General features: G+C 46.6%; 19 protein-coding genes and 1 pseudogene. 13 read left to right on the top strand and 7 right to left on the bottom strand.

What is annotated here, in order from left to right; translation table 11 throughout:
* From DV520_RS10740 to DV520_RS10715, 6 genes are all read right to left on the bottom strand, one after another.
* The coding region (locus tag DV520_RS10740; RefSeq protein WP_205727610.1) for a hypothetical protein at nt 1-570 on the bottom strand (570 nt) is incomplete at its 3' end.
* A gap of 53 nt (nt 571-623) precedes the next feature.
* Complete coding sequence (locus DV520_RS10735; RefSeq protein ID WP_117142773.1) at nt 624-1,997, bottom strand: sensor histidine kinase; 1,374 nt, start codon at nt 1,995-1,997, stop codon at nt 624-626.
* Nucleotides 1,994-2,665 carry a response regulator transcription factor gene (locus tag DV520_RS10730; RefSeq protein ID WP_021918863.1) on the bottom strand — a complete coding sequence of 224 codons (672 nt, stop codon included), beginning with the start codon at nt 2,663-2,665 and terminating at the stop codon, nt 1,994-1,996. Before DV520_RS10730 ends, DV520_RS10735 begins: the two co-directional genes overlap by 4 nt.
* A gap of 17 nt (nt 2,666-2,682) precedes the next feature.
* Nucleotides 2,683-3,555: a TraX family protein gene (locus DV520_RS10725; RefSeq protein ID WP_117142771.1), complete on the bottom strand. Its 873-nt coding sequence runs from the start codon at nt 3,553-3,555 to the stop codon at nt 2,683-2,685.
* 46 nt (nt 3,556-3,601) lie between these two features.
* A complete protein-coding gene (locus DV520_RS10720) occupies nt 3,602-4,255 on the bottom strand; it encodes a recombinase family protein (protein ID WP_117142769.1) in 654 nt (217 codons plus the stop codon).
* Nucleotides 4,239-5,129, bottom strand: coding sequence for a recombinase zinc ribbon domain-containing protein (locus tag DV520_RS10715; RefSeq protein ID WP_117142767.1), 891 nt, complete (start codon nt 5,127-5,129; stop codon nt 4,239-4,241). Before DV520_RS10715 ends, DV520_RS10720 begins: the two co-directional genes overlap by 17 nt.
* A 99-nt stretch (nt 5,130-5,228) precedes the next feature.
* Between DV520_RS10715 and DV520_RS12190 the strand changes: the two genes are divergently transcribed.
* The 13 genes and pseudogenes from DV520_RS12190 to DV520_RS10665 all read left to right on the top strand — a co-directional run bounded on the left by DV520_RS12190 (nt 5,229) and on the right by DV520_RS10665 (nt 17,440).
* Nucleotides 5,229-6,209: a CGNR zinc finger domain-containing protein gene (locus tag DV520_RS12190; RefSeq protein WP_133308860.1), complete on the top strand. Its 981-nt coding sequence runs from the start codon at nt 5,229-5,231 to the stop codon at nt 6,207-6,209.
* Between the two features lie 114 nt (nt 6,210-6,323).
* Nucleotides 6,324-6,515, top strand: a complete 192-nt coding sequence (locus tag DV520_RS10710) for a helix-turn-helix domain-containing protein (protein WP_021918714.1) — start codon at nt 6,324-6,326, stop codon at nt 6,513-6,515.
* 18 nt (nt 6,516-6,533) lie between these two features.
* Nucleotides 6,534-7,841: a DNA methyltransferase gene (locus tag DV520_RS10705; RefSeq protein ID WP_021918713.1), complete on the top strand. Its 1,308-nt coding sequence runs from the start codon at nt 6,534-6,536 to the stop codon at nt 7,839-7,841.
* A 10-nt stretch (nt 7,842-7,851) separates the two neighbouring features.
* Entirely contained in the window at nt 7,852-9,117 is a 1,266-nt protein-coding gene (locus DV520_RS10700) for a DNA methyltransferase (protein ID WP_117142765.1), read from the top strand.
* 19 nt (nt 9,118-9,136) lie between these two features.
* Nucleotides 9,137-9,934, top strand: coding sequence for a hypothetical protein (locus tag DV520_RS10695; protein WP_117142763.1), 798 nt, complete (start codon nt 9,137-9,139; stop codon nt 9,932-9,934).
* Nucleotides 9,934-11,031 carry an McrB family protein gene (locus DV520_RS10690; protein ID WP_117142761.1) on the top strand — a complete coding sequence of 366 codons (1,098 nt, stop codon included), beginning with the start codon at nt 9,934-9,936 and terminating at the stop codon, nt 11,029-11,031. Before DV520_RS10695 ends, DV520_RS10690 begins: the two co-directional genes overlap by 1 nt.
* Nucleotides 11,032-11,048: 17 nt before the next feature.
* Nucleotides 11,049-12,308, top strand: a complete 1,260-nt coding sequence (locus tag DV520_RS10685; RefSeq protein WP_117142759.1) for an LlaJI family restriction endonuclease — start codon at nt 11,049-11,051, stop codon at nt 12,306-12,308.
* Between the two features lie 336 nt (nt 12,309-12,644).
* The gene (locus DV520_RS12605; protein WP_242984693.1) at nt 12,645-13,187 is read left to right on the top strand and encodes a hypothetical protein; all 543 of its coding nucleotides are present in this window, start codon (nt 12,645-12,647) and stop codon (nt 13,185-13,187) included.
* Between the two features lie 140 nt (nt 13,188-13,327).
* Nucleotides 13,328-13,735 carry a hypothetical protein gene (locus DV520_RS10675; protein ID WP_117142757.1) on the top strand — a complete coding sequence of 136 codons (408 nt, stop codon included), beginning with the start codon at nt 13,328-13,330 and terminating at the stop codon, nt 13,733-13,735.
* Nucleotides 13,728-14,483, top strand: coding sequence for a DEAD/DEAH box helicase family protein (locus tag DV520_RS12600; protein WP_242984692.1), 756 nt, complete (start codon nt 13,728-13,730; stop codon nt 14,481-14,483). Before DV520_RS10675 ends, DV520_RS12600 begins: the two co-directional genes overlap by 8 nt.
* Before the next feature lie 28 nt (nt 14,484-14,511).
* Nucleotides 14,512-16,401, top strand: coding sequence for a P-loop NTPase family protein (locus tag DV520_RS10670; RefSeq protein ID WP_242984691.1), 1,890 nt, complete (start codon nt 14,512-14,514; stop codon nt 16,399-16,401).
* A gap of 186 nt (nt 16,402-16,587) precedes the next feature.
* A pseudogene (locus DV520_RS12780) lies at nt 16,588-16,712 on the top strand (tyrosine-type recombinase/integrase); the annotation flags it as partial.
* 332 nt (nt 16,713-17,044) lie between these two features.
* Nucleotides 17,045-17,440, top strand: coding sequence for a ParA family protein (locus DV520_RS10665; protein ID WP_117142755.1), 396 nt, complete (start codon nt 17,045-17,047; stop codon nt 17,438-17,440).
* A 270-nt stretch (nt 17,441-17,710) separates the two neighbouring features.
* Here DV520_RS10665 and DV520_RS10660 read toward each other — a convergent pair whose 3' ends face one another.
* Entirely contained in the window at nt 17,711-18,892 is a 1,182-nt protein-coding gene (locus tag DV520_RS10660) for a Fic family protein (protein WP_117142753.1), read from the bottom strand.
* Between the last annotated feature and the right edge of the window lie 287 nt (nt 18,893-19,179).

Below are 19,179 nucleotides of genomic sequence, written 5' to 3'. Positions count from 1 at the left end.
GGGATGGAAGCGGCCGCCGGTGTGGCCTGGGAGAATCCCCGTCTGAACAGCTGTCAGGGCGTACCCCGCCGTGCCGGCGGGAAACTGTGCCTGATCTGAAAAGCCCGGAGAACAGGTCGCCGCCTGGGCAGCGGGAAACCCCAGCCCCAAGGCTCGGACCGCCATGCGGGCCCCTTCCCAACGGGGCAGGGGGGCGTCGGGACAAAACTGCCCGGCGGGACGGTCCTCCGGCAGGAGCAGGCCGGCGCAGAGGGCGCTGTGCAGCCAGCCCTCTTTCCGCAGCCAGTGCGCGGCCAGGTCCCCCCAAACCAGGGGCTGGGCCGTGCAGTGTGCGCTCATCCACTGGACCGCCTCGCTGTCCGGGGACAAATGGGCGGCCTTAAGCAGGAGTTTGGTCAGCCGCGCCCGGGTGACAGGACGGGCGTCCTGTTTCCGGCCTGGGGCCCGCCGGGCCAGGATAGGAACCAGAGACCCGGCGGCCAGCAGGCCGCCCAAGGCAGGTTTCCACCAGTTCATGGCATAGTCAGCCTCCGTCTCATTGGAATCTGTGTTGGACTGCGTCCACTCCATAAGACGAAAGTTTTTCCAAAAACGCAACGGCTTTTGGAAAAATTGCGGAAATATTATGAAATAGAAATCCACAGGGTGGCCCGGCCCCCACGGGAGGTGTTTTCCAGGCATAGTCCGCCGCCGTGGGCCCGGGCGGTCTGGGCGGCGGAATAGAGGCCCATCCCCAGATGCCCGCCCTGGGGGCGGCTGGGCTCCTCGGTGTAGAAGAGCTTGCCGGCCTTGGCCAGTGCCTCGGGGGAGAAGCCGGGCCCGCTGTCCTGAACCCAGAGAAACAGCCGCTGGGCGGTCAGGCGCAGGCCGCAGTCCAAGGTCTGCCCGGCGGGGGTATAGCGGACGCCGTTGCTGAGCAGGTTTTCCGCTGCCCGCAGAAAGGCGGTCCGGTCCAGGGAGAGTGCCCGGTCCGGCAGGGGATGGGGGTCGGTCTGCCAGGAGAACGTGATCCCCTTGGGGGCGGTCAGGTCCCGGCCCAAAGCGGCGCAGGCCTGGGCCAGATCGGCACAGGAGACCGTCTGGGCAGAGGCAGCCGGGGGAAGCCCCGTGGTGATGGCCTGGAGGTGGGTGACGTAGTCCTCAGCGCTGCGGGCCCCCCGGAGGATGGCCTGGACACAGGCCTGCTGGGCCGGGGGGAGGTTGTCCTCGTCCAGCAGCTCCGCATTGCCGCTGATGATGGTGAGGGGCGTTTTCAGATCATGGGCCAGGGCGGCCAGCAGGGCCTGCTTCTGCTGCTCCCCTGCCCACTGGTCCTGGAGGGAGGCGGCCAGCTCCCGGCGCAGGGTGTCCAGGGCGGTGAGGGCGGCCTGGAGTTCCCGGACCTGCGCCTGGGCGGGGAAGGGGGTGTCCAGTGTCTGCTGGGCGACCCCGTTGCAGGCCAGGGTGATGGCCTGGGCGTCCCGGCGCAGACCCTTGGTATAGTGATGGGTCCGCCAGAGAGCCACCAGCACGAGGCACCCCAGGCAGACCAGGAAGAACAGGAGCTGGAAATCCGGCAGCCTCTCCTGGAGGGTGGGATTGGCGTAGCAGACCGCGTAGTCATACTGGAGCAGACAGACCCGCCCACCGGACAGTGGAACCGACCAGTAGTATTTTGTGTAGAGAAATCCGTGGCGTGAGACCTCGCCGGCGAGGACCTTCTGGGCCCAGGTCTCCTCTTTCGGGGACAGGTTGCTCTCCAGGATGCCGCTACTGTCCGCCAGCGCCCAGCGATAGTAGAATGGGATTTCCCCGGGGTCAAAGGTCTCCTGGGCCTGGAGGAGGACGGTGGTCCGCTCCAGATTCCGGGCGCCGGTGTCCGCCGGGAGAACTGCCCCCATGCGGATCAGCTGGAGCAGGACGAACCAAAGTGCCAGGAGCACCCCGGCCAGCAGGGCCATGGTGCTGAGCAGATACCGCCAGAACAGACCATTGAGACTGCGCTGTTTCCCCTTCATGGCAGGTCTCGCTTCCACCGGTACCCCACGCCCCAGACGGTGTCGATGGGATGGCAGTCCAGGGCGCGGAGCTTGGCTCGGATATTTTTGATGTGTTCGGTGACAGCGGCTTGGTCCCCGGGGGCGTCAAAGCCGAAGACCGCCTCGTAGATCTGTTCCTTGGAGAAGGTCTGGCCGCTGTGCAGGGCCAGGTATTCGCAGATGGCGTACTCCCCCCGGGTGAGCTTCACCGGCTGCTCTCCCCAGTAAACCGCCTTCTCCCCCAGGTCAAAATCCAGGCCGCCCCGGCGGAACCGGTGCTGGGGGGTACGGTGCTGCCGGCGCAGGTGGGCCGCGACCCGGGCCCGGAGCTCCCCCAGGCGAAAGGGCTTGGTGAGGTAGTCATCGCCGCCCAGGCCCAGTCCCTGGATGACGTCGGCCTCCTCGGTTTTGGCGGTGAGGAAGAGAATGGGACAGTCTGCCAGGGCACGGACCCGCTGGCAGGTGGCAAAGCCGTCCTCCCCGGGCATCATCACGTCCAGCAGAATACAGTGGGCCCAGCGGCAATGGGCCTCGGTGACGGCGCTGCCCCGGTCCAGGGCAGTGACCTGGTGCCCGTCCCGCTCCAGGGCGGTGAGGAGCAGCTGGCGCAGGTCGGCATCGTCGTCCACCACTAAGATGTGGGCCATAATGGACCCTCCTTTCTTCAGCCCATGGCCAGGAGAAGGAGCCAGGACAGGGCGTACAGGATGTAGATATGGGCGGGGTAGAAAGCATAAAAGAACCGGCGGTACCCCGCGCCGCGCTGTCCATTATAACACAGCAGCAGGGGTGTGGCCAAGAGGCCCCCCATCCATTCGTAGTAGGTGGTGAACATTTGAACCATCTGAAAATCCGGCCAGGTGCGGACCTGAAGATAGACCAGGACAAAGTGCCAGCCGAAGGAGACCACATTGAGGGCGATCACCTGGGCGATGCGGCTTCTCTTGGCGAAGTAGAGGGCCAGGCCCACCAGAATAACGGGCAGACTCAGGTCCCCGGTGAAGTTCATCATGGGTAGCACCGCGTAGCCCAACACCCCGAACACGGTGGCCGTTTGGGGAAACAGGAGGGTGCACCGTCCGGCCAACTGGGGCCAGAGCACCAGAAACACCACCAGAGCCAGGCCCAAAACCACCTTGGAAGCCCGCCGGCTGGCGATCCACTCAAAGCCCTGGTAAAAGAGCAGCAGCAGGACAAAGGTGGACAGCATGGAGTTTTCCGGGTAAAAGCCGTCCGGCCGGGTGAACCAGCCGCCGTACCGCATGAAAAACAGGAGCAGTCCCATGGGGGCGGCGAGAACCCAGACCCGGAAGAAATACTTTTTCCGGTTGCTGGTGTGGACAAAGCCCTCCACCAGGCAGAACAGGAACAGGGGCGCGGCCAGGCGGCCGACCATGCTGCACCAGGTGGGGATGCAGCCGGTATAGCCGAAGAAGTAATAGATGTGGTCCAGCACCATGCTCACCACGGCGATGCCCTTGAGGGCGGTGTCGGTCAGGCCCCGCCGGGCAGCGGCGGGGCGAAGGGATTCGGTCATAGAAAACACTCCTTTGTAATGGATGAGACCAGGATACCGGGTGTTTCTAAGGAAAGGATAAGGAAATCCCCTGTTTGAACAAAAAATACGCGGTGGGAAATTTATACTTGTCCTCCGGATCCTTCTGATACCCATAGGGCGGGATGGAGGCGATCCGGGTACCGACTTCTGCTTTCATCTGGATCACCGTGTTGATTTTCTGGCTGGTCATGCGGGGAAAATACTCGTTGAACAGGTTGAAGAACATGGCCAAATTCTCGTCAGCCGGTGTGTTGGTCGCGTTGTCATAGCCCTCGCTGAGAGAGAACAGCCGCACTTTGAACGAGGGCAGCGTCACTTCTATCAAATTGTTAGCAAAGGACTGGTTGCGGGACAGGCGGCTCAACTCTGTGACAATAAGACTATTTACCTCTCCGCAGAGGATCATTTGCATGGTCCGTTGGAACGCGGGGCGGTTGACCGTTGTCCCCGTGATTCCATCGTCGGTGTAGACCTCAACAAACTCCCAATCGTCACGACCTTTAATGTAGTTGGTGTAATAATCAACTTGCGCAGCGTAGCTGCTGAACTGGTCATCGTGGTCTGTGGAAACACGGGCATATCCAGCCACACGGCGCTTTTTCTGCTGGTTGATTGGCGTTGCTGTAAATCTGGTCAGCGTTGCCGGAATCGTGGTAATCTTCTTAGTCGTTTTTGGCATGGCGTTCCCTCCATTTCGCTTTTATGACCTCGCTCATGTGCTTCTTCCGTTCCTCAGTCTGGCGTGGCATCTGGCGCTTCTGGACGAAGATTCGGGAAGCCTCGTGTCCGTCACGAAAGTGAAAGACAATCTCATTGTCTGCGGGCACCGTTGCGTAAGCCAGCTGCTGATTGAAAAGCTCCTCGTCAAAATCCGGTAGGCCCATTACGTCAGCAATGAGCGTCTTGAGTGTAACTTCTCGGATGCCGACTTTGAAGCAGCCCGCCGCTGTTGGCGACGAGCAGTACCAAGAACGTACAATTGTCCCGTCCACACGCTTGTGAGTCTGGACACGATAGTTCGCTCCGCAGTGCCCGCATTTGATGAAGTGGGTGAAGGTGTTATAGCACTTCCATCCGGGTTCCCGACTGCGCCGGTATTCGCTGACCGCTTTTCGCCGTTCTGCTGTCCAGCTGTCCTTTTTTGCATTCCGGCTCCAGTGATGCTCAAGTGAGGTTCCATCAGTAAAGTCGAAGATCATAATACCAGGAGCTGGAATCGTAATCTTTTTGACCCATTCCGAGAAAGTCTCCTCATCAAATTCCGGCAGGCCGAGCACTTTGGCGCATTCTTCTTTCAGAACCTCCTCGCGTATTGTGCCGGAGGAACAGTGTGCTCCTTTACGTTTGTTTGTGCCGCAGCCGTAGAAAGTGTAACGCTCCCCAAGCTGGCTGGTCTTGGCCCAATTATTCCGGGTGTTGCGTACAAAACTGGCACTGCAGAGACCACATTTGATTTTTGATGTAAAGCAGCTGGTGTTGATGCCCCAGCTTGCAAAAACACCGAGCTCCCGTCGCCGTGCAATTTCGGCCTGCACTGCTTGATAGGTCTCCATCGGTATGATAGCCTCGTGCGTACTTTCTACGAAATACTGCGGAAGCTCCCCGCGGTTCTTGCGGGTTGTCTTGCTAATTGGGTCAAGGACATATTCCTTTTGAAAGAACTTATGTCGCTACCAGATAATGACATCCAAGCGATGGTTTGCTTTTTTGAAACAAATGGTTCCTTCTTTAAGGTTGGGGATGCAAATTTTGAGTCATTATATTTCGAAGACGTGATCGAGATTATTAATAGACTGAAGGCAACTGTCGCATTCATGAATAAAATTGAATCTCCAGAAATTGATTATGAAAGAATGATTTCGCTAACTTTGTATTTACATTTAAGTCAGAAAATATCTATTGAATTGTCGACTTTGCCACGGCTATATGTTTCTTATAAACATTTTTTGTCCAATGAAATAGATAAAGCCTCACAGCTGACAGAAATTGATGGACAGCAGGAGGCCTTTCAAAAGGATACGTATACAATTCGTGATTCTATCTATGGCTCATATGAATTGGATATTGAAGAATATAACGATGTCGTTTCAGAAAATATATATGAAAATCGATATCCGGGGTATTTAGATATGCGATATAAAGCTATCGTATATCTATACCGTAATGGCGCAAATCTCTCCAAGAATAGACGATATGTAATAGATTTCCTGTTTCATTTTATGAGGGACATTGGTGTTATTGGAGGTGTGTCTTTTGAGAAAGGCATTGAATATTATTCAGACGTTCCTCAAACTACACTGTTAGATGAAAAAATGAAAAATAGTGCCGTTACAGTTGCTAAAATTGTTTTAAACGAAGAAATGAACCATAATCTTTCTGGTATTTCACCGAAATACAGCGTTCTAAAAATGGGTCCTACTTGGAGAGCTCCAAATTTGATTTCTGCTTTGTATTTTTCTGTGTTCTACTTACGTCCCGGCACAGATGTTTATCGCAAGTGCGAAAATCCAGCATGCAATAATCGTTTTGTTGTTAAAACTACAAACGGTCGAAAAAAATACTGTTGCGCTAATTGCAGAAACGCAACAGCTCAGAGAAACCATCGAAAAAAGGTGAAAGCTAATAAAATATGATGAAACCAGAGTTAAATATAAACAAATATCAGCAAATATCTTAAAAATCCGACGCTGCTGTGGTATAATACAGAATGAATTTTTATAGCAATGACATTTAGCGAGGTGTTCAGAATGACTAAAAATGAAAATGATAACTATATTAGCATTGATGAAGCCGCAGAGTATTTAGGCATAAAGACAGTTACGATTCGTAACTGGATAAAAAAAGAAATGGTCCCAGCACACAAGGTTGGAAAGCTGTGGAAATTTAAGCGTTCCGAGTTGGATGAATGGGTCAAAAGTGGAAAGAGCGCAATTAATTAGAAATGAGGTTAAAACTACATGGACTACAATAGCTTGCCAAATTTTTATGCTGCTCTTGACGCCAAATATAATGTAACGAACAACGAGTTGAATAGTGCTACGTACACAAATGTTGATTGTAACTTTGTTTACAGCGCTAAGTATGCTCGACATAGATGGTTTAATTATAAGGAAGGATTCTCTCCTATTCTGGTTGAGAAAATCTTCAATGAATACAAACTGAACAAGTCTTCCGTTGTCTGTGATCCATTCTGTGGAGCCGGAACTACTGTTGCTGTCGCAAAGGCCAAAGGAATGAAGTCTATTGGTTTTGAAGTTAATCCTTTTGCAGCATTTATTACAAAGGTCAAAACTGAGAATTATAGCAAAGATAATATGGAGGAATTCGAAAAACTCCTACAGGAGCTATCGACTATTGAGATTGCAATCAATATTGAGCTTCCTGAAAATGAGTATTTGCGTCGTATATTTGAGTCTGAAATGTTGTTGGCACAGCTCAATATAAGAAAGTACATCAATGAATTACCAGAGAGTAAGCCGAAGGAATTATTGTTTTTTGCTTGGATTTGCACACTTGAAGAGTGTGCACTATACAGAAAAGCAGGTAATGGATTAAAAATAAAGAGACGTCCACCAACTTATGATAAGGGCTGTGCATTCAAGTTCGCAATGGAGTGTATTTCGAAGAAAGCGGCTTCTATGATTGAGGATTTTTCGCTTGAAGATAACGGCCCAATTCCACAAGTGTATGTGGAAAGCGTTACAACGATGGAAAAAAATGTGGCGAAGAACACCGTAGATTTAGTTCTTTTTTCGCCGCCGTATGCAAATTGCTTTGACTATACGAAGATTTATTATTTGGAGCTTTGGTTTGCGGGTTTTGTAAACTCCACAAGTGATCAAAAAAATATCCGTATGAAATCTTTGAGATCACATTGCCATGCTACGTGGCCGGAACGCTATACCAGTTTTAATTTGCCAGAGCTGAACGATCAAATAATTCCGTTGTTGCGTCAGCAGAAGCTTTGGACAAACAAAATACCGGATATGCTTAACGGCTATTTTGCAGACATGGAGGAAGCACTTCGACAGATATATGATTCTCTGAAGAGTGGCGGACATTGTGCAATTGTTGTTAGCAATTCTGCGTATGCTGGCATTGTGATTCCGACAGATGTGTTTTTGGCAATGATTGCTGAAAAAATTGGATTTAAAGTTCAGGAAATCGCAGTGGAAAGGCTTATTATCACAAGCTCACAGCAATATAAAAAAACTGAACGTGTACGAAAATACTTGCGTGAGAGCATAGTGAAATTAGAGAAATGAGGTTTCCAGAATGGAAGTAATTAAATTGGATGATTTTCCAATCAATCCGATTCAGGATCAGATATATGAAATCATCCCCGACAAGACTAAAATTGTAGCCTCAACCAATAGGTTGTTTAATAAATACCCGACAAGGTATATTTCTGCCGTGCCCCGTTTTGCAATTAACGCATATTCAAAGGCTGGAGAAACTGTGCTGGACCCGTTTTGTGGATCAGGAACTACTGCGATAGAAGCGATGCTTTTGGGCAGAAATGCTATGTCAATTGATATTGACCCATTTGCCCGATTGCTCATCAAAGTAAAAACTACAGTTTACTCCAAGGAGGATATTGATTTTCTCGATGAGGTTGTAAGGAAAATAAAGGAGATGTCTCCCGACGAGAGTTTTCAGTATCCGATTCCCGGTATTCCTAATATCGAGAAATGGTTTTGTGATAAATCAATTCTGTGGCTTTCGTTCTTTAAGTATACAATCGATAAACTTGCAGCAGACAACCAGAATGTCAAGGATTATTTATATGTTGTCCTTTCTGGGATTATTCGAAAGGTTTCGAATGCTGATGAGGTTTCTCCAAAACCGTATATATCCACAAAGTACCCCAAGACACCTGCTGACCCTTCAGAGCTGTTCTTTAAAGTAGAGAATATGTATAGAGAGGCTATTATTGGATTTTCTGAGGCCGTTGCACCACTCCATTGTAATAGCACTATTTTAGAGAGCAATAATGCCAGAACAATTAATGCAGAAAACACTATCGATTTGGCAGTAACATCTCCGCCATATATTAATGCTTATGACTATGTGCGTAGTTTGCGTTTTGAAGATATGTGGCTTGGTTTGGCATCGAATGAAGAATTGAAAAAAAGCAAGCAGTCGTATATTGGGACAGAAATTTCAAAATCTTTTTACGATAAATACCGCTATGCTTCGCAATCAGAAACAGTTGTCCCGATTGTGGAAAAAATCACTGAAGTTGATGCAAAACGTGCAGCCATTGTAAATACCTACTTCGAGGATATGGCAAAAAATATGATTGCTGTACGTGAAGAATTGAAACAGAACGGACGGTATGTAATCGTGGTCGGAGATAGTAATATTCGTGGGCAGAGTATTCCTACGGCAAAAGTTTTGGCCGAGATTGCAGAGAAAAATGGATATATATTTGAGCTTAGTTTCAAATATGTTATTCGTGATAGATATCTTCATCTTCCACGAGGTAACCGTGGCGGCATCATCAAATACGATGAAATATTGGTATTAAAAAAGAAGTAATGAAAAGGAGGAATGGACTATGGATCTTCGTGGCTGGGACTATACCGGTCGAAATATTGGGCCAGATTTGCATAGGCAGTTCCGAATCATGATCGATTGCTTGTCAGATTCCTCGTTCACGGATCATTCGTCTTGGGGAAACGGAATACAAGATCGTTTAGCGGAGCAAATGCAAATATCATCTTCAGGTGCAGTACGAACAGTAAAACGTGTTTGCGTAAATTTCGGCTTTTTAAATGAAGATTCCTTTAGCAGTCGAAATGAGATGGACATACAAAACCTTTTGACGGACAGAGGAAAACTGGTCTACCAAGCAGCTAAGCTGGAAGAACAGGTGGGGTTTGCTGACAATTACGAAGATGATGTAAAAGAAAAGATCTATGCAGAAATCAAGAAATTATATGAGGAAGCTTATTGCGATGCATTACGCTTTTACTACTTCAAAAACAGTGATGGAAGCAAATTACATCCATTAAGAGCGACGCTGAGAGCATTGAACAAATACGGGCGTATGGATAAATGGGAATGGTATCTGTTAAACACTTGTATTCGACATGATGATTGTGATGTCGAAGAGGCCGCTCTGGATGATTATATCACCAGATATCGTAATGGTGAATATGACTTCACTATGAGAAATGTAATAGAGAAGCCAAAAGGGCATCAATATATACCTCAGTATTTTGAATTTGCTGGACTACTTCATGTTATTCAACGCCCTGAATGGTCAATCAGTGATTCTGGTAGACACACGGAAGTTAAATCGGAAGTTCTTGAAGCTGATTTCTTGGAAAAGTTATATGGAGGTAGCCTGTAATGGATACAAGTAGAATTCATAATACAATGGACAATTTAAGTCAGTTGCTTGGGTATACTACGCCGGATAGAGTTGATGAAGGAACTGGGCACGATGGTGTGGATTTAGATCACTGTGACAGAAAAAAAGGCGGTACAAATGTATTGCTTTATGGTGTACCCGGTTCTGGTAAAAGCTACACTATTCAACATGAATATTGTAGTGATGAAAACCGAATGGAGCGCCTTGTGTTTCATCCGGATTACACGTATTCCGACTTTGTAGGCCAGATATTGCCGACAGTATCGGCCGATGACAAAGTACGTTATTTATTTACGCCCGGTCCATTTACCAGATTGCTTTGGAAGGCATACCACAATCCAGATATTGAATATTTTCTGATTATCGAAGAAATTAATCGTGGAAATGCTCCAGCAATTTTTGGTGAGGTATTCCAACTTTTAGATAGGACAACTGATGATACGAGTTTCCCTATGGGTACCAGCGAGTATTCCATCACTAATGCGAATGTCGCAGCAATAGTTTACGGAGATCCAGAGCATAAAGTTCGTATTCCCTCTAATATGTCTATTGTTGGGACAATGAACACGTCTGATCAGAATGTGTTCACGTTAGATACTGCCTTTCAGAGACGTTGGCATATGCGTTTAATTGAGAATTCATTTGAAAATCATCCTTACGCAAACGATAAAATTTTAGATACCGAAGTGACGTGGAGTGCTTTTTGTCGTGCTATTAATAAAGAAATTTTAGATGGCAATGTAAGAATGACATCCTCAGAAGACAAACGCTTAGGAGCCTATTTTGTTTCAAAACTGGATTTGTGGTACGATCCGGTTGCAGATGACGTAGACGCAAGTGAACAGGCTCGAATTGTGGCAAAACATCATAACAGACGTTTCCCTGAGAAAGTCATAAAATATCTGTGGGATGATGCGTTTAAGTTTTCTCGTGAAAATATTTTTGAAATAAGCTCTTACAAGAGTCTTGAAGCTGTTATAAAAAAATTTACATCTGAAACCGGAAACGAACGTTTTGCCTTTTTCAAAGAAGGAATGTTTAATGCTATTACCGGGCAGAACAACGGCGAAGATTAACATGAGGTGGTGATACCGTGGATTTAGACGCAAGATTGCTTGACAGATGCCATATTAATAAAAACGATGAAGGAGACCGTTTCGTCGGAATAAAGGCGGATTCTGAAAACGCAATGGTCTATTTTCCTGTGGGATATCAATTACCTGAAACTGACCAAGAAATCCGCAGAGATATATTGCATTTGATTTCTGTATTGGCTGAGTTTACGGATAAGTCTGACCGTGTGCTTGCAATGAAAAAGTTTGAAGCGCCGCAATCGGTTGATTTTCCGATCAATGCCTATATGGAGGTGATCAACTATTATCTGGAACAAAACTCCTATTACACTGAAAAAGAACCTGTTTTTAAGACGAGCGATCGAGGTAGTATTGATTGGGCAAAAACTATCAGAAAACAGCGTCCTCTTATTCAATCTGATGGGTCACCAGTGTACACAGAGTACACTGTAAGAGTGTCGTCGCCCAACGATAAAAATTTGATAACACAAATTCACAAGTATTGTGTATATGAGAGTTTTCAAAAACTTGGATGGCTATTTACGCCTGATTTGCCACCTAAACCAACAATCGAAAAGAACACCAAAATGTTTCTTTCGGTGTTGAATGATAAGTTGGCAAGAACCAACAATGATAAAAATAAGCATTTATTTACGGCGATGATTGCCGTCTTGAAGTATATTGATGAGCAGACAAATCTGAAGCAGTTTTATTTTGGTACAGATTCTTTTGAATATGTATGGGAGAAACTGATAGACCGAGTGTATGGAATAAAAGATAAGTACAAGTTTTTCCCGCGGACACGCTGGTATCTCAAGGGGAAGGTAAAAGAGAATTATGCTTTGGAGCCGGATTCTATCATGTTGCATAACGGTAAAATATATGTGTTAGATGCCAAATATTATCGTTATGGCATTACCGGTAATCCCATGCATCTGCCCGAATCGTCTTCGATAAATAAGCAAATCACATATGGTGAATACATATATACACAAGAAAGATTCAAACGTGAATATGGAGATGACGTGCCGGTTTATAACGCCTTTTTAATGCCTTACAACAGCGCCAAAAATGTGTTCGGTTTTGATTCGATATACGGTAATATTGGTGAGGCAAAGGGTGATTGGAAGGTCGGAGATCATAATTACGAAAGAGTTCAGGGCATTGTTGTAGACATTAGATACCTTATGTATCACTATACTGGAAATCATAAAAGCAAGATATTACGATTGGCTGATACTATTGAACAGGCATTGCATGATAATGGGCAGATGATTTAATTATAAGATGAATTATATGGGGGTAAACACAGTGAGTGTATACTATGAAGAACGAAAAGGATTGATAACTCAAACCATCTCTTTGTCGTTGGAAGAACTTTTGAATTCATTTATACAGGGTTATCACTATTTTAACAGAAAGGGTTCCTTTGAACTTGCGTTTAAGGGGGCCAATCACGAAGATCGATGGACGCATGAAATTATCTGCATATTACCACCAACGATGGCTCCATCTCCTAATATATTTTTATCGCGTGTTTGCAGGATAAATATATATAGTCTATTATAGAATATTACGAAAGCTATACTGAAGAAATCCTCTTTTCTGTAATTGAGATGTTATATGCGCACATAGGTGTTTACCATTATTCGACTGGGAAAATTGACGTAAAAGATGAAAAAGCTCTGTTTTCAGAACAAATAAATAATTTACTGCGATCTTATAAGGACGGTTACTATTTAGAACGGTCTAATGGCTTTATTATGGAAATGCCCAACAAAGCTCTTCAAGAACAATTAAGTTATGACGGAGCCGAATTGTCAGAAGATGTATTAGAACAGTTAAAATCTGCTTCAAGGATGTATTATCGTTTTGATACAGATATGGAAGCTAAGAAAAAACCTATCAACATTCTTGCAGATATCCTCGAAAAAGTAAGAGACGACTTGAAGGAAACACTGAATCAAGAATACGATGTTTCTAAGAATGAGCATGACCGTCTCATTTTTGGTATTGTGAATGAATATAATATACGACATAATAAGGCCGATCAAAAGACTGACTACAGTCGTGAAATCTGGTATGATTGGATGATGCAGTATTATACCAGCACAATAATTACCTATTGTAAACTGAAAAAAGTTCATGCCAATCCATAAGTAAACCTTTTAATTTTGGCATACTTTTTAATTTTACCCTTTCCGGGCCTGCCGGGATGACTTCTGGCACCGTCCGAGGCGGGTAAGTACACTGACAATAGAATAAATGCTGGGCTTCCACTTCTATGAGCTGGCCCCCCATGCTCATCAAAGAAGTCGCTTTCGGAGAGGCGATTATCAACCCAGATTACAGCGCCGACGCGCTGGCAGCGGCAATAGCCTTACATGAAGGCTTTACCTATCAGCCCAGTGCCGATTTCTTCTGGAAACAGGCGTTGGGCAATGAGAATAGCGACCTCTTTACCACTACCCGGCACTTGACCGCCGATTATCTGGATGCCATCAAGAGCGGTATGGAGGAGGGCGAGTGTCTGGTGATTGCCTGCCGTTCCTATGATAAGGGACTGGACAAAGCGTATACGAATATTGCGGTGAAGAAAATCCCACAAATGCTCCTTGACCGCTGTGAGTTTGGCAAGGACGATTACAGCCTGAATATCGCTCACCCATCGGCCTATGAGGACGAGGAGGTGGAAGACGATGAGTGAGCGTTTTCCGTTATACACCACCGACTATATCAGCGGTGTTATGTCGTTGCGTAAGCCCCAGACTGCTTCTCTGAGAATTCTGGAGGAAATCGTTACCTCGGTCAATCTCCGTAAAGGGATGAACCTGAAAGCAGCACTGGGCAGCGTCCACGCCATGTATCCCACTTGCTCAGACTTTGAACGGGAGTTCATGTCACTGACCTTTACCCTTGCCACCGGCGTGGGCAAGACTCGCCTGATGGGTGCGTTCATCGCTTACCTGTATACGCAACACAATATCAAGAATTTCTTCGTTGTTGCGCCAAACACCACTATCTATGACAAGCGGAAAAAAGACTTGAACAATAACAACAGCCCCAAGTATGTGTTCCGCGGCCTGGGCTGCTTCCCCGTACTGCTGCAGATTATCACTGATGATGATTACAGGGACAAAAGTATATCCCTATATGATTCGGATATTCATATTTTCATTTATAATATCGACAAGTTCAACAAAGAGAGCGCCAATATGCGCAAGGTGAACGAGTTGCTGGGTGACTCGTTCTACCGGTACCTTTCTAACCTGCCCGACTTGGTGCTCATCATGGACGAGTCCCACCACTACCGAGCGGAAAGAGGCGCTCAAGCGCTTAACGACCTGTACCCGCTGCTGGGGCTGGCGTTGACGGCTCCCCCTTATAACAAAAGGTGCAAAACAAGTCCCTTTCAAAAATGTGGTATACGAATATCCCCTGTCCAAGGCCATTGAGGACGGCTATACCCGGACACCCTTTGCTGTGACGCGCTCCGACATTGATTTTTACAAGTTCGGTGACGAGAAGCTTGATAAACTGATGCTAATAGATGGCGTCGCCTGCCACGAGCGGACAAAGGGAAAGTTGGAAGTCTATGCGGCAAATTATGAAAAACCCCTTGTAAAGCCCTTTATGCTTGTGGTTTGCAAAGATACCCGTCATGCACAATGGGTGGAGCATTTCATAAAATCTGACGAGTTCAAAAATGGCGCGTACCGCAACAAAACAATCACCGTTCACTCCAAGCAAAAAGGCGCTGAAACAGAAGCCAATACCCGTTTGCTGCTGGATGTGGAAAGCCCTGACAATCCCGTTGAAATCGTCATTCATGTCAATATGCTGAAAGAGGGCTGGGATGTCAACAACCTCTATACCATTGTTCCGCTTCGCACCGCTGCTTCTAAAATCCTACGGGAACAAATGGTAGGGCGTGGACTTCGCCTGCCTTATGGAGAGCGTACCGGGGACAAAGATGTGGACGCAGTGATGCTCACCGCTCACGATAAGTTTCAGGATATACTGGCTGAAGCGCAAAAAGGCGATTCCATCTTCAAGGCAGGTAATGTCATTCAGGCAGAGGAAGAACTGGACGAACCAGAGGAAATCGTCTATACTCAGCTCTCACTGGATATTGACCAAAATGAGACATTAGAGCAGGCTTATGTGCAAACGGGACTGCCAACAAGCGAAGAAAACGACATTCTGCTGCAAACGGCAAAAGCCTATTTGCAAGTGGAAACGATAAACTACATTGCACAAAACGGGAAAGTACCTTTTGTCCTTGCTCACCCGGAAAAGAAGAAAATTGTACAGACAGTGACGCAGAAGCTGGAAGAAAATCAGGATTGGGGAAAGATCTTTAAGAACAATGAAAACCCCTTCCTTACATGGTTGGAGGAAGAGGCAGAGCAGACCTACACGACGATCATTGGAAAGTTCATTCCCATTCCCCGTATTCGAGTAACGGACGCAGGGGTGGAGGAATATATCTTTGTGGACTTTGATCTTGATCTCAGTGTGTTTACCCACATGCCAATCAAAAACGAGCTGCTGATTCAAAATCTTGAGGACATGAGTGACCGGGAGCGAATCAAGGGCGACGCCATTGATTTTGAGGGCTATCACCCCGAGAAAGTGATTCTAACAGAGCTTCACAAAAAGCCGGAGATTGACTATGAGCGCTGCTCGAAATTGTTGTTTAAGCTCATCACACAGGTATGCGACCACTATGAAACCGGCTATGGTATAAACGGAATGCAGAATATCGTTATGATGTACCGGCGGGAGATTGCGGGTAAGATATACGATCAGATGATGAAGCACTTCTATTGTGAAAACGGCCTTTTTCAGGAAGAAGTCATTGATGTCGAATACAGCAACCTGCCGCAGAAATTGAATTGCAGGCAAAAAGTCGGGCTGTATGATGATTTCAAGGAGAATTATGAGGGGCATATCAAATCTGTTCTGTTCACGGGAATTAAAAAGGGCGTGTATCCTGAAGCTAAATTTGATTCTGATGAAAGCGAACTGACACTGGCTCGTTTACTTGATCGGGACGATGATGTGTTGAAATGGCTGCGTCCTGCACCTAATGAGTTCAACATTACATACAACCGTGGCAAGCGATATGAGCCTGACTTTGTGGTAGAGACAGCAGACTGTTGCTATCTCGTGGAAGTAAAGGGCGAGAACAAGCTGACCGATCCTGATGTGCTTGACAAGAAAAAGCGAGGTATTCAATATTGCGATGTCTCGACTCGTTGGTGTAAAGCGAATGGGTATAAGCCGTGGAGATATTTGTTTATCCCGTCCAAGCAGGTGCTCCCTAATTCATCATTTGCACAATTAGCCAAGCGTTTTCAAGAACAGTGAGATAATGCTTTGAAAATGTTTCTAAAAAAGCTGCTCTCACCGCTGACATAGAGCAGGAAGAACCCTGCCTTGTATTACAGACGGCTTGTGTGCTGCCTTTGACTGTAGGGTGGAGAAAAAGTATCGTCAGGAAAAGGTATCTGGTTATAGCGTCAATAATTGCTACACCTAAACTTTGTGACACGTTTTGCAACTGTGGCTCTGCAAAATGGAGTGGATGTCAAGAGGATCTCATCCGCGCTGAGACATTATGATGTTGGGTTTACCCTGTACACTTAACACCCACCACCCAGCAGATACAGGAGCAGGCGGTGGAAAAGATAGCAGTCAACACAAGTGATGTGAGCACAGGAAAAAGCACCGGAGAGAAGGTACACCTTCCTCTCCGGTGCTTTCTGCCTCTTTCAGGTGTGAATCACGGTGTGGGTCTTATCCACCTCGAAGAGGCGCAGAAAAAACAGTGGTCGTTACAAATCATCTGCTCTGCCAACTGAACTGCCTTCCTATCGTTTGATATGCACTTGGGGATATAATAGATTTGATATCTTACCCGCCGGTTCCGCCTAAACATCCTTATTACACGGCGGGGAAACCGTCCGCATAATAAAGACGTTTTCTACTGTATTCACAGAGGGAGTACCTTTTGGTACTCCCTCTGTTGTTTTTCGTTGAGATTGCCGGCGTAGTTGAAGTAATCATTCCTACAATGGCAGCTCTCAATGCCTCCAGCGGAATCCATCAACTTGGCAATATTATTTCCAGTGTAAAACAGTATTTTAATCCTAATCTGAAAATCCGTGGTTTCGTGTTTACACGGTTTGTCCCTCGATTTAGAATCAGCAAGCAAATTGGAGACATCGCCAATCTTCTTACTGATTTACTCGATACTAAGATGTTCTCCACATACATTAGACAGTCTGTAAACGCTCCTGAAGCAACCTATATGCGAAAAGGCCTCGTTGACTACAACCCAACAAGTAAAGTGGTAAAAGACAATGAAGCATTCGTGTCTGAACTTTTGTCTGATTGGAAACACTAAACATTCTTTCCCATGCAGCAACTAACCATTTCTTGTCTCCAAACACAGACGTTTGACACTCTCCTCAGATGAATGAAGTAACTCGGCGACATAAAAAGTGGGGCTTGCTGTGATCCAGGCCCGTGGCTTTGTCAGTATCAAGAGAAGGAAGTACATCCCCAGTGATCTTTAATCGTTAGGCCTTTCCAAATCAAAAGTGTCGAATATTAGCAACAACCCACGATGCATCAAGCAGGCCCTGAACGCCTGGTCTTCGCCGCCTCCAGAAAATCACTCCGCTTCTCGCACTTCGATTCGGTATTTGATTCTGTTGCCATATCTTGCTGCTCGCAGCAATCCCAGTTTCTCAAACTTTAGGACGAATCCACGGATCGTCGCATAGGCAGCATTCCCGAAGGCTTTCTCCAGCTGCTTGGTAGAAAACTCGCTGCTTCCATAGGCAGTAAGGACAAAATGCCACAGAGCCTGCTCTTTTTCCGTCACGTTGCCTTGCTCCAGCGCGCGCTGAAAGGCGTCCGTAATACTGGGCGCGGGCAGCGCGGTGACCAGTTTATGGTATACGTTTTCAATGAAATAGACCAAGAAAGGCGTCACATCCAAAATTTCGCTGATCTGGGTGTTCTGTTCTGCCAATGTGTAGGCATCGTAATAACCCCGGCGGCTTTTTCCCACATATTCAGAAAGAGGGACAAACAGAGCAGAGGAATACCGTTGCTGTACCAGGTACCACAGATGCAGTAACCGTGCCATTCTTCCGTTTCCATCAAACCAAGGGTGCAGGTAGCCAATATAGAAATGAATGATCGCAGCTTTCAGCAGGTCATTTATGGTCGATGCTTCATTGATGAACGACACCAGATTCCCCATGTATTCTGGCAGCATTTGCCAAGGGAGTCCCGTATGCTTCACTTTGTTGCCCACGATGTAAACACTGTCGTGGCGATATTTGTATCCGGCTAATAGGCGATTCTCTCCTGGTAAAAACGCTCCAATAGCAATCGCATAAAGCTGATGGATATTTTCCTCATTGATCTTGTGCCTGGGATCTCCGATAAACTCCAAGCCCTTTTTCATTCCGTAGATGCGATTCTCGCTCTCGGTCGTAGGGGCATAGCCAGACAGAATCTTATGGACACTGTCTCGAGTAGTAGCAATCTGTTCGATAGTAAATGTGGAAAGGATCTCCTCTTCCATAGCCTTCATGCCGTAGAGCTGCTTGCTGTTTTGAGGGGTCAGCAATACCTTAACTGCGGTAAGATGGACCTGGGCTATACTCTCCAGATAGACCAAATTTCTACCATCAAAATCCTTCAGTGGCAGCTTCTTGTAAAAGCCGTTTCCCAGTAACGCAACAAATTCCTTCATATCAGCTTGCGGGTACCTATATCTCAATTTTTTAAGGTCTAAGATACTTTTGTCCGACAACATATTTGCAAACAGTTCAGCATCCATCTTGCTCACCTCTGATATAATATAGTATCATTTTATATCATAATAATAGGAAACAACCAAATTGGCAAGCGTGATATTGGGATTCGCTGCTGCTCCTTTTTATCCTCCAGCAGACTATTTTCAAACTGTTGTTTATAAATGCAAGAGAGGTCTTTCAAAATATTTCAGAGGCTCTTTCCCACATTCAACGCCATTTGACTTGAACGAAAGATTTTTGGAAAGCTCTGGCTTTTTCTGCCTTACTATGATAAAATTTAATATATTATAAGGATAATCTCTTATTATCA

This window comes from Evtepia gabavorous (genome assembly GCF_003425665.1).
Classification (GTDB): Bacteria; Bacillota; Clostridia; order Oscillospirales; family Oscillospiraceae; genus Evtepia; species Evtepia gabavorous.
Note: the sequence above shows the minus strand (reverse complement) of the source record. Positions and strands in the feature narration are given on the sequence as shown.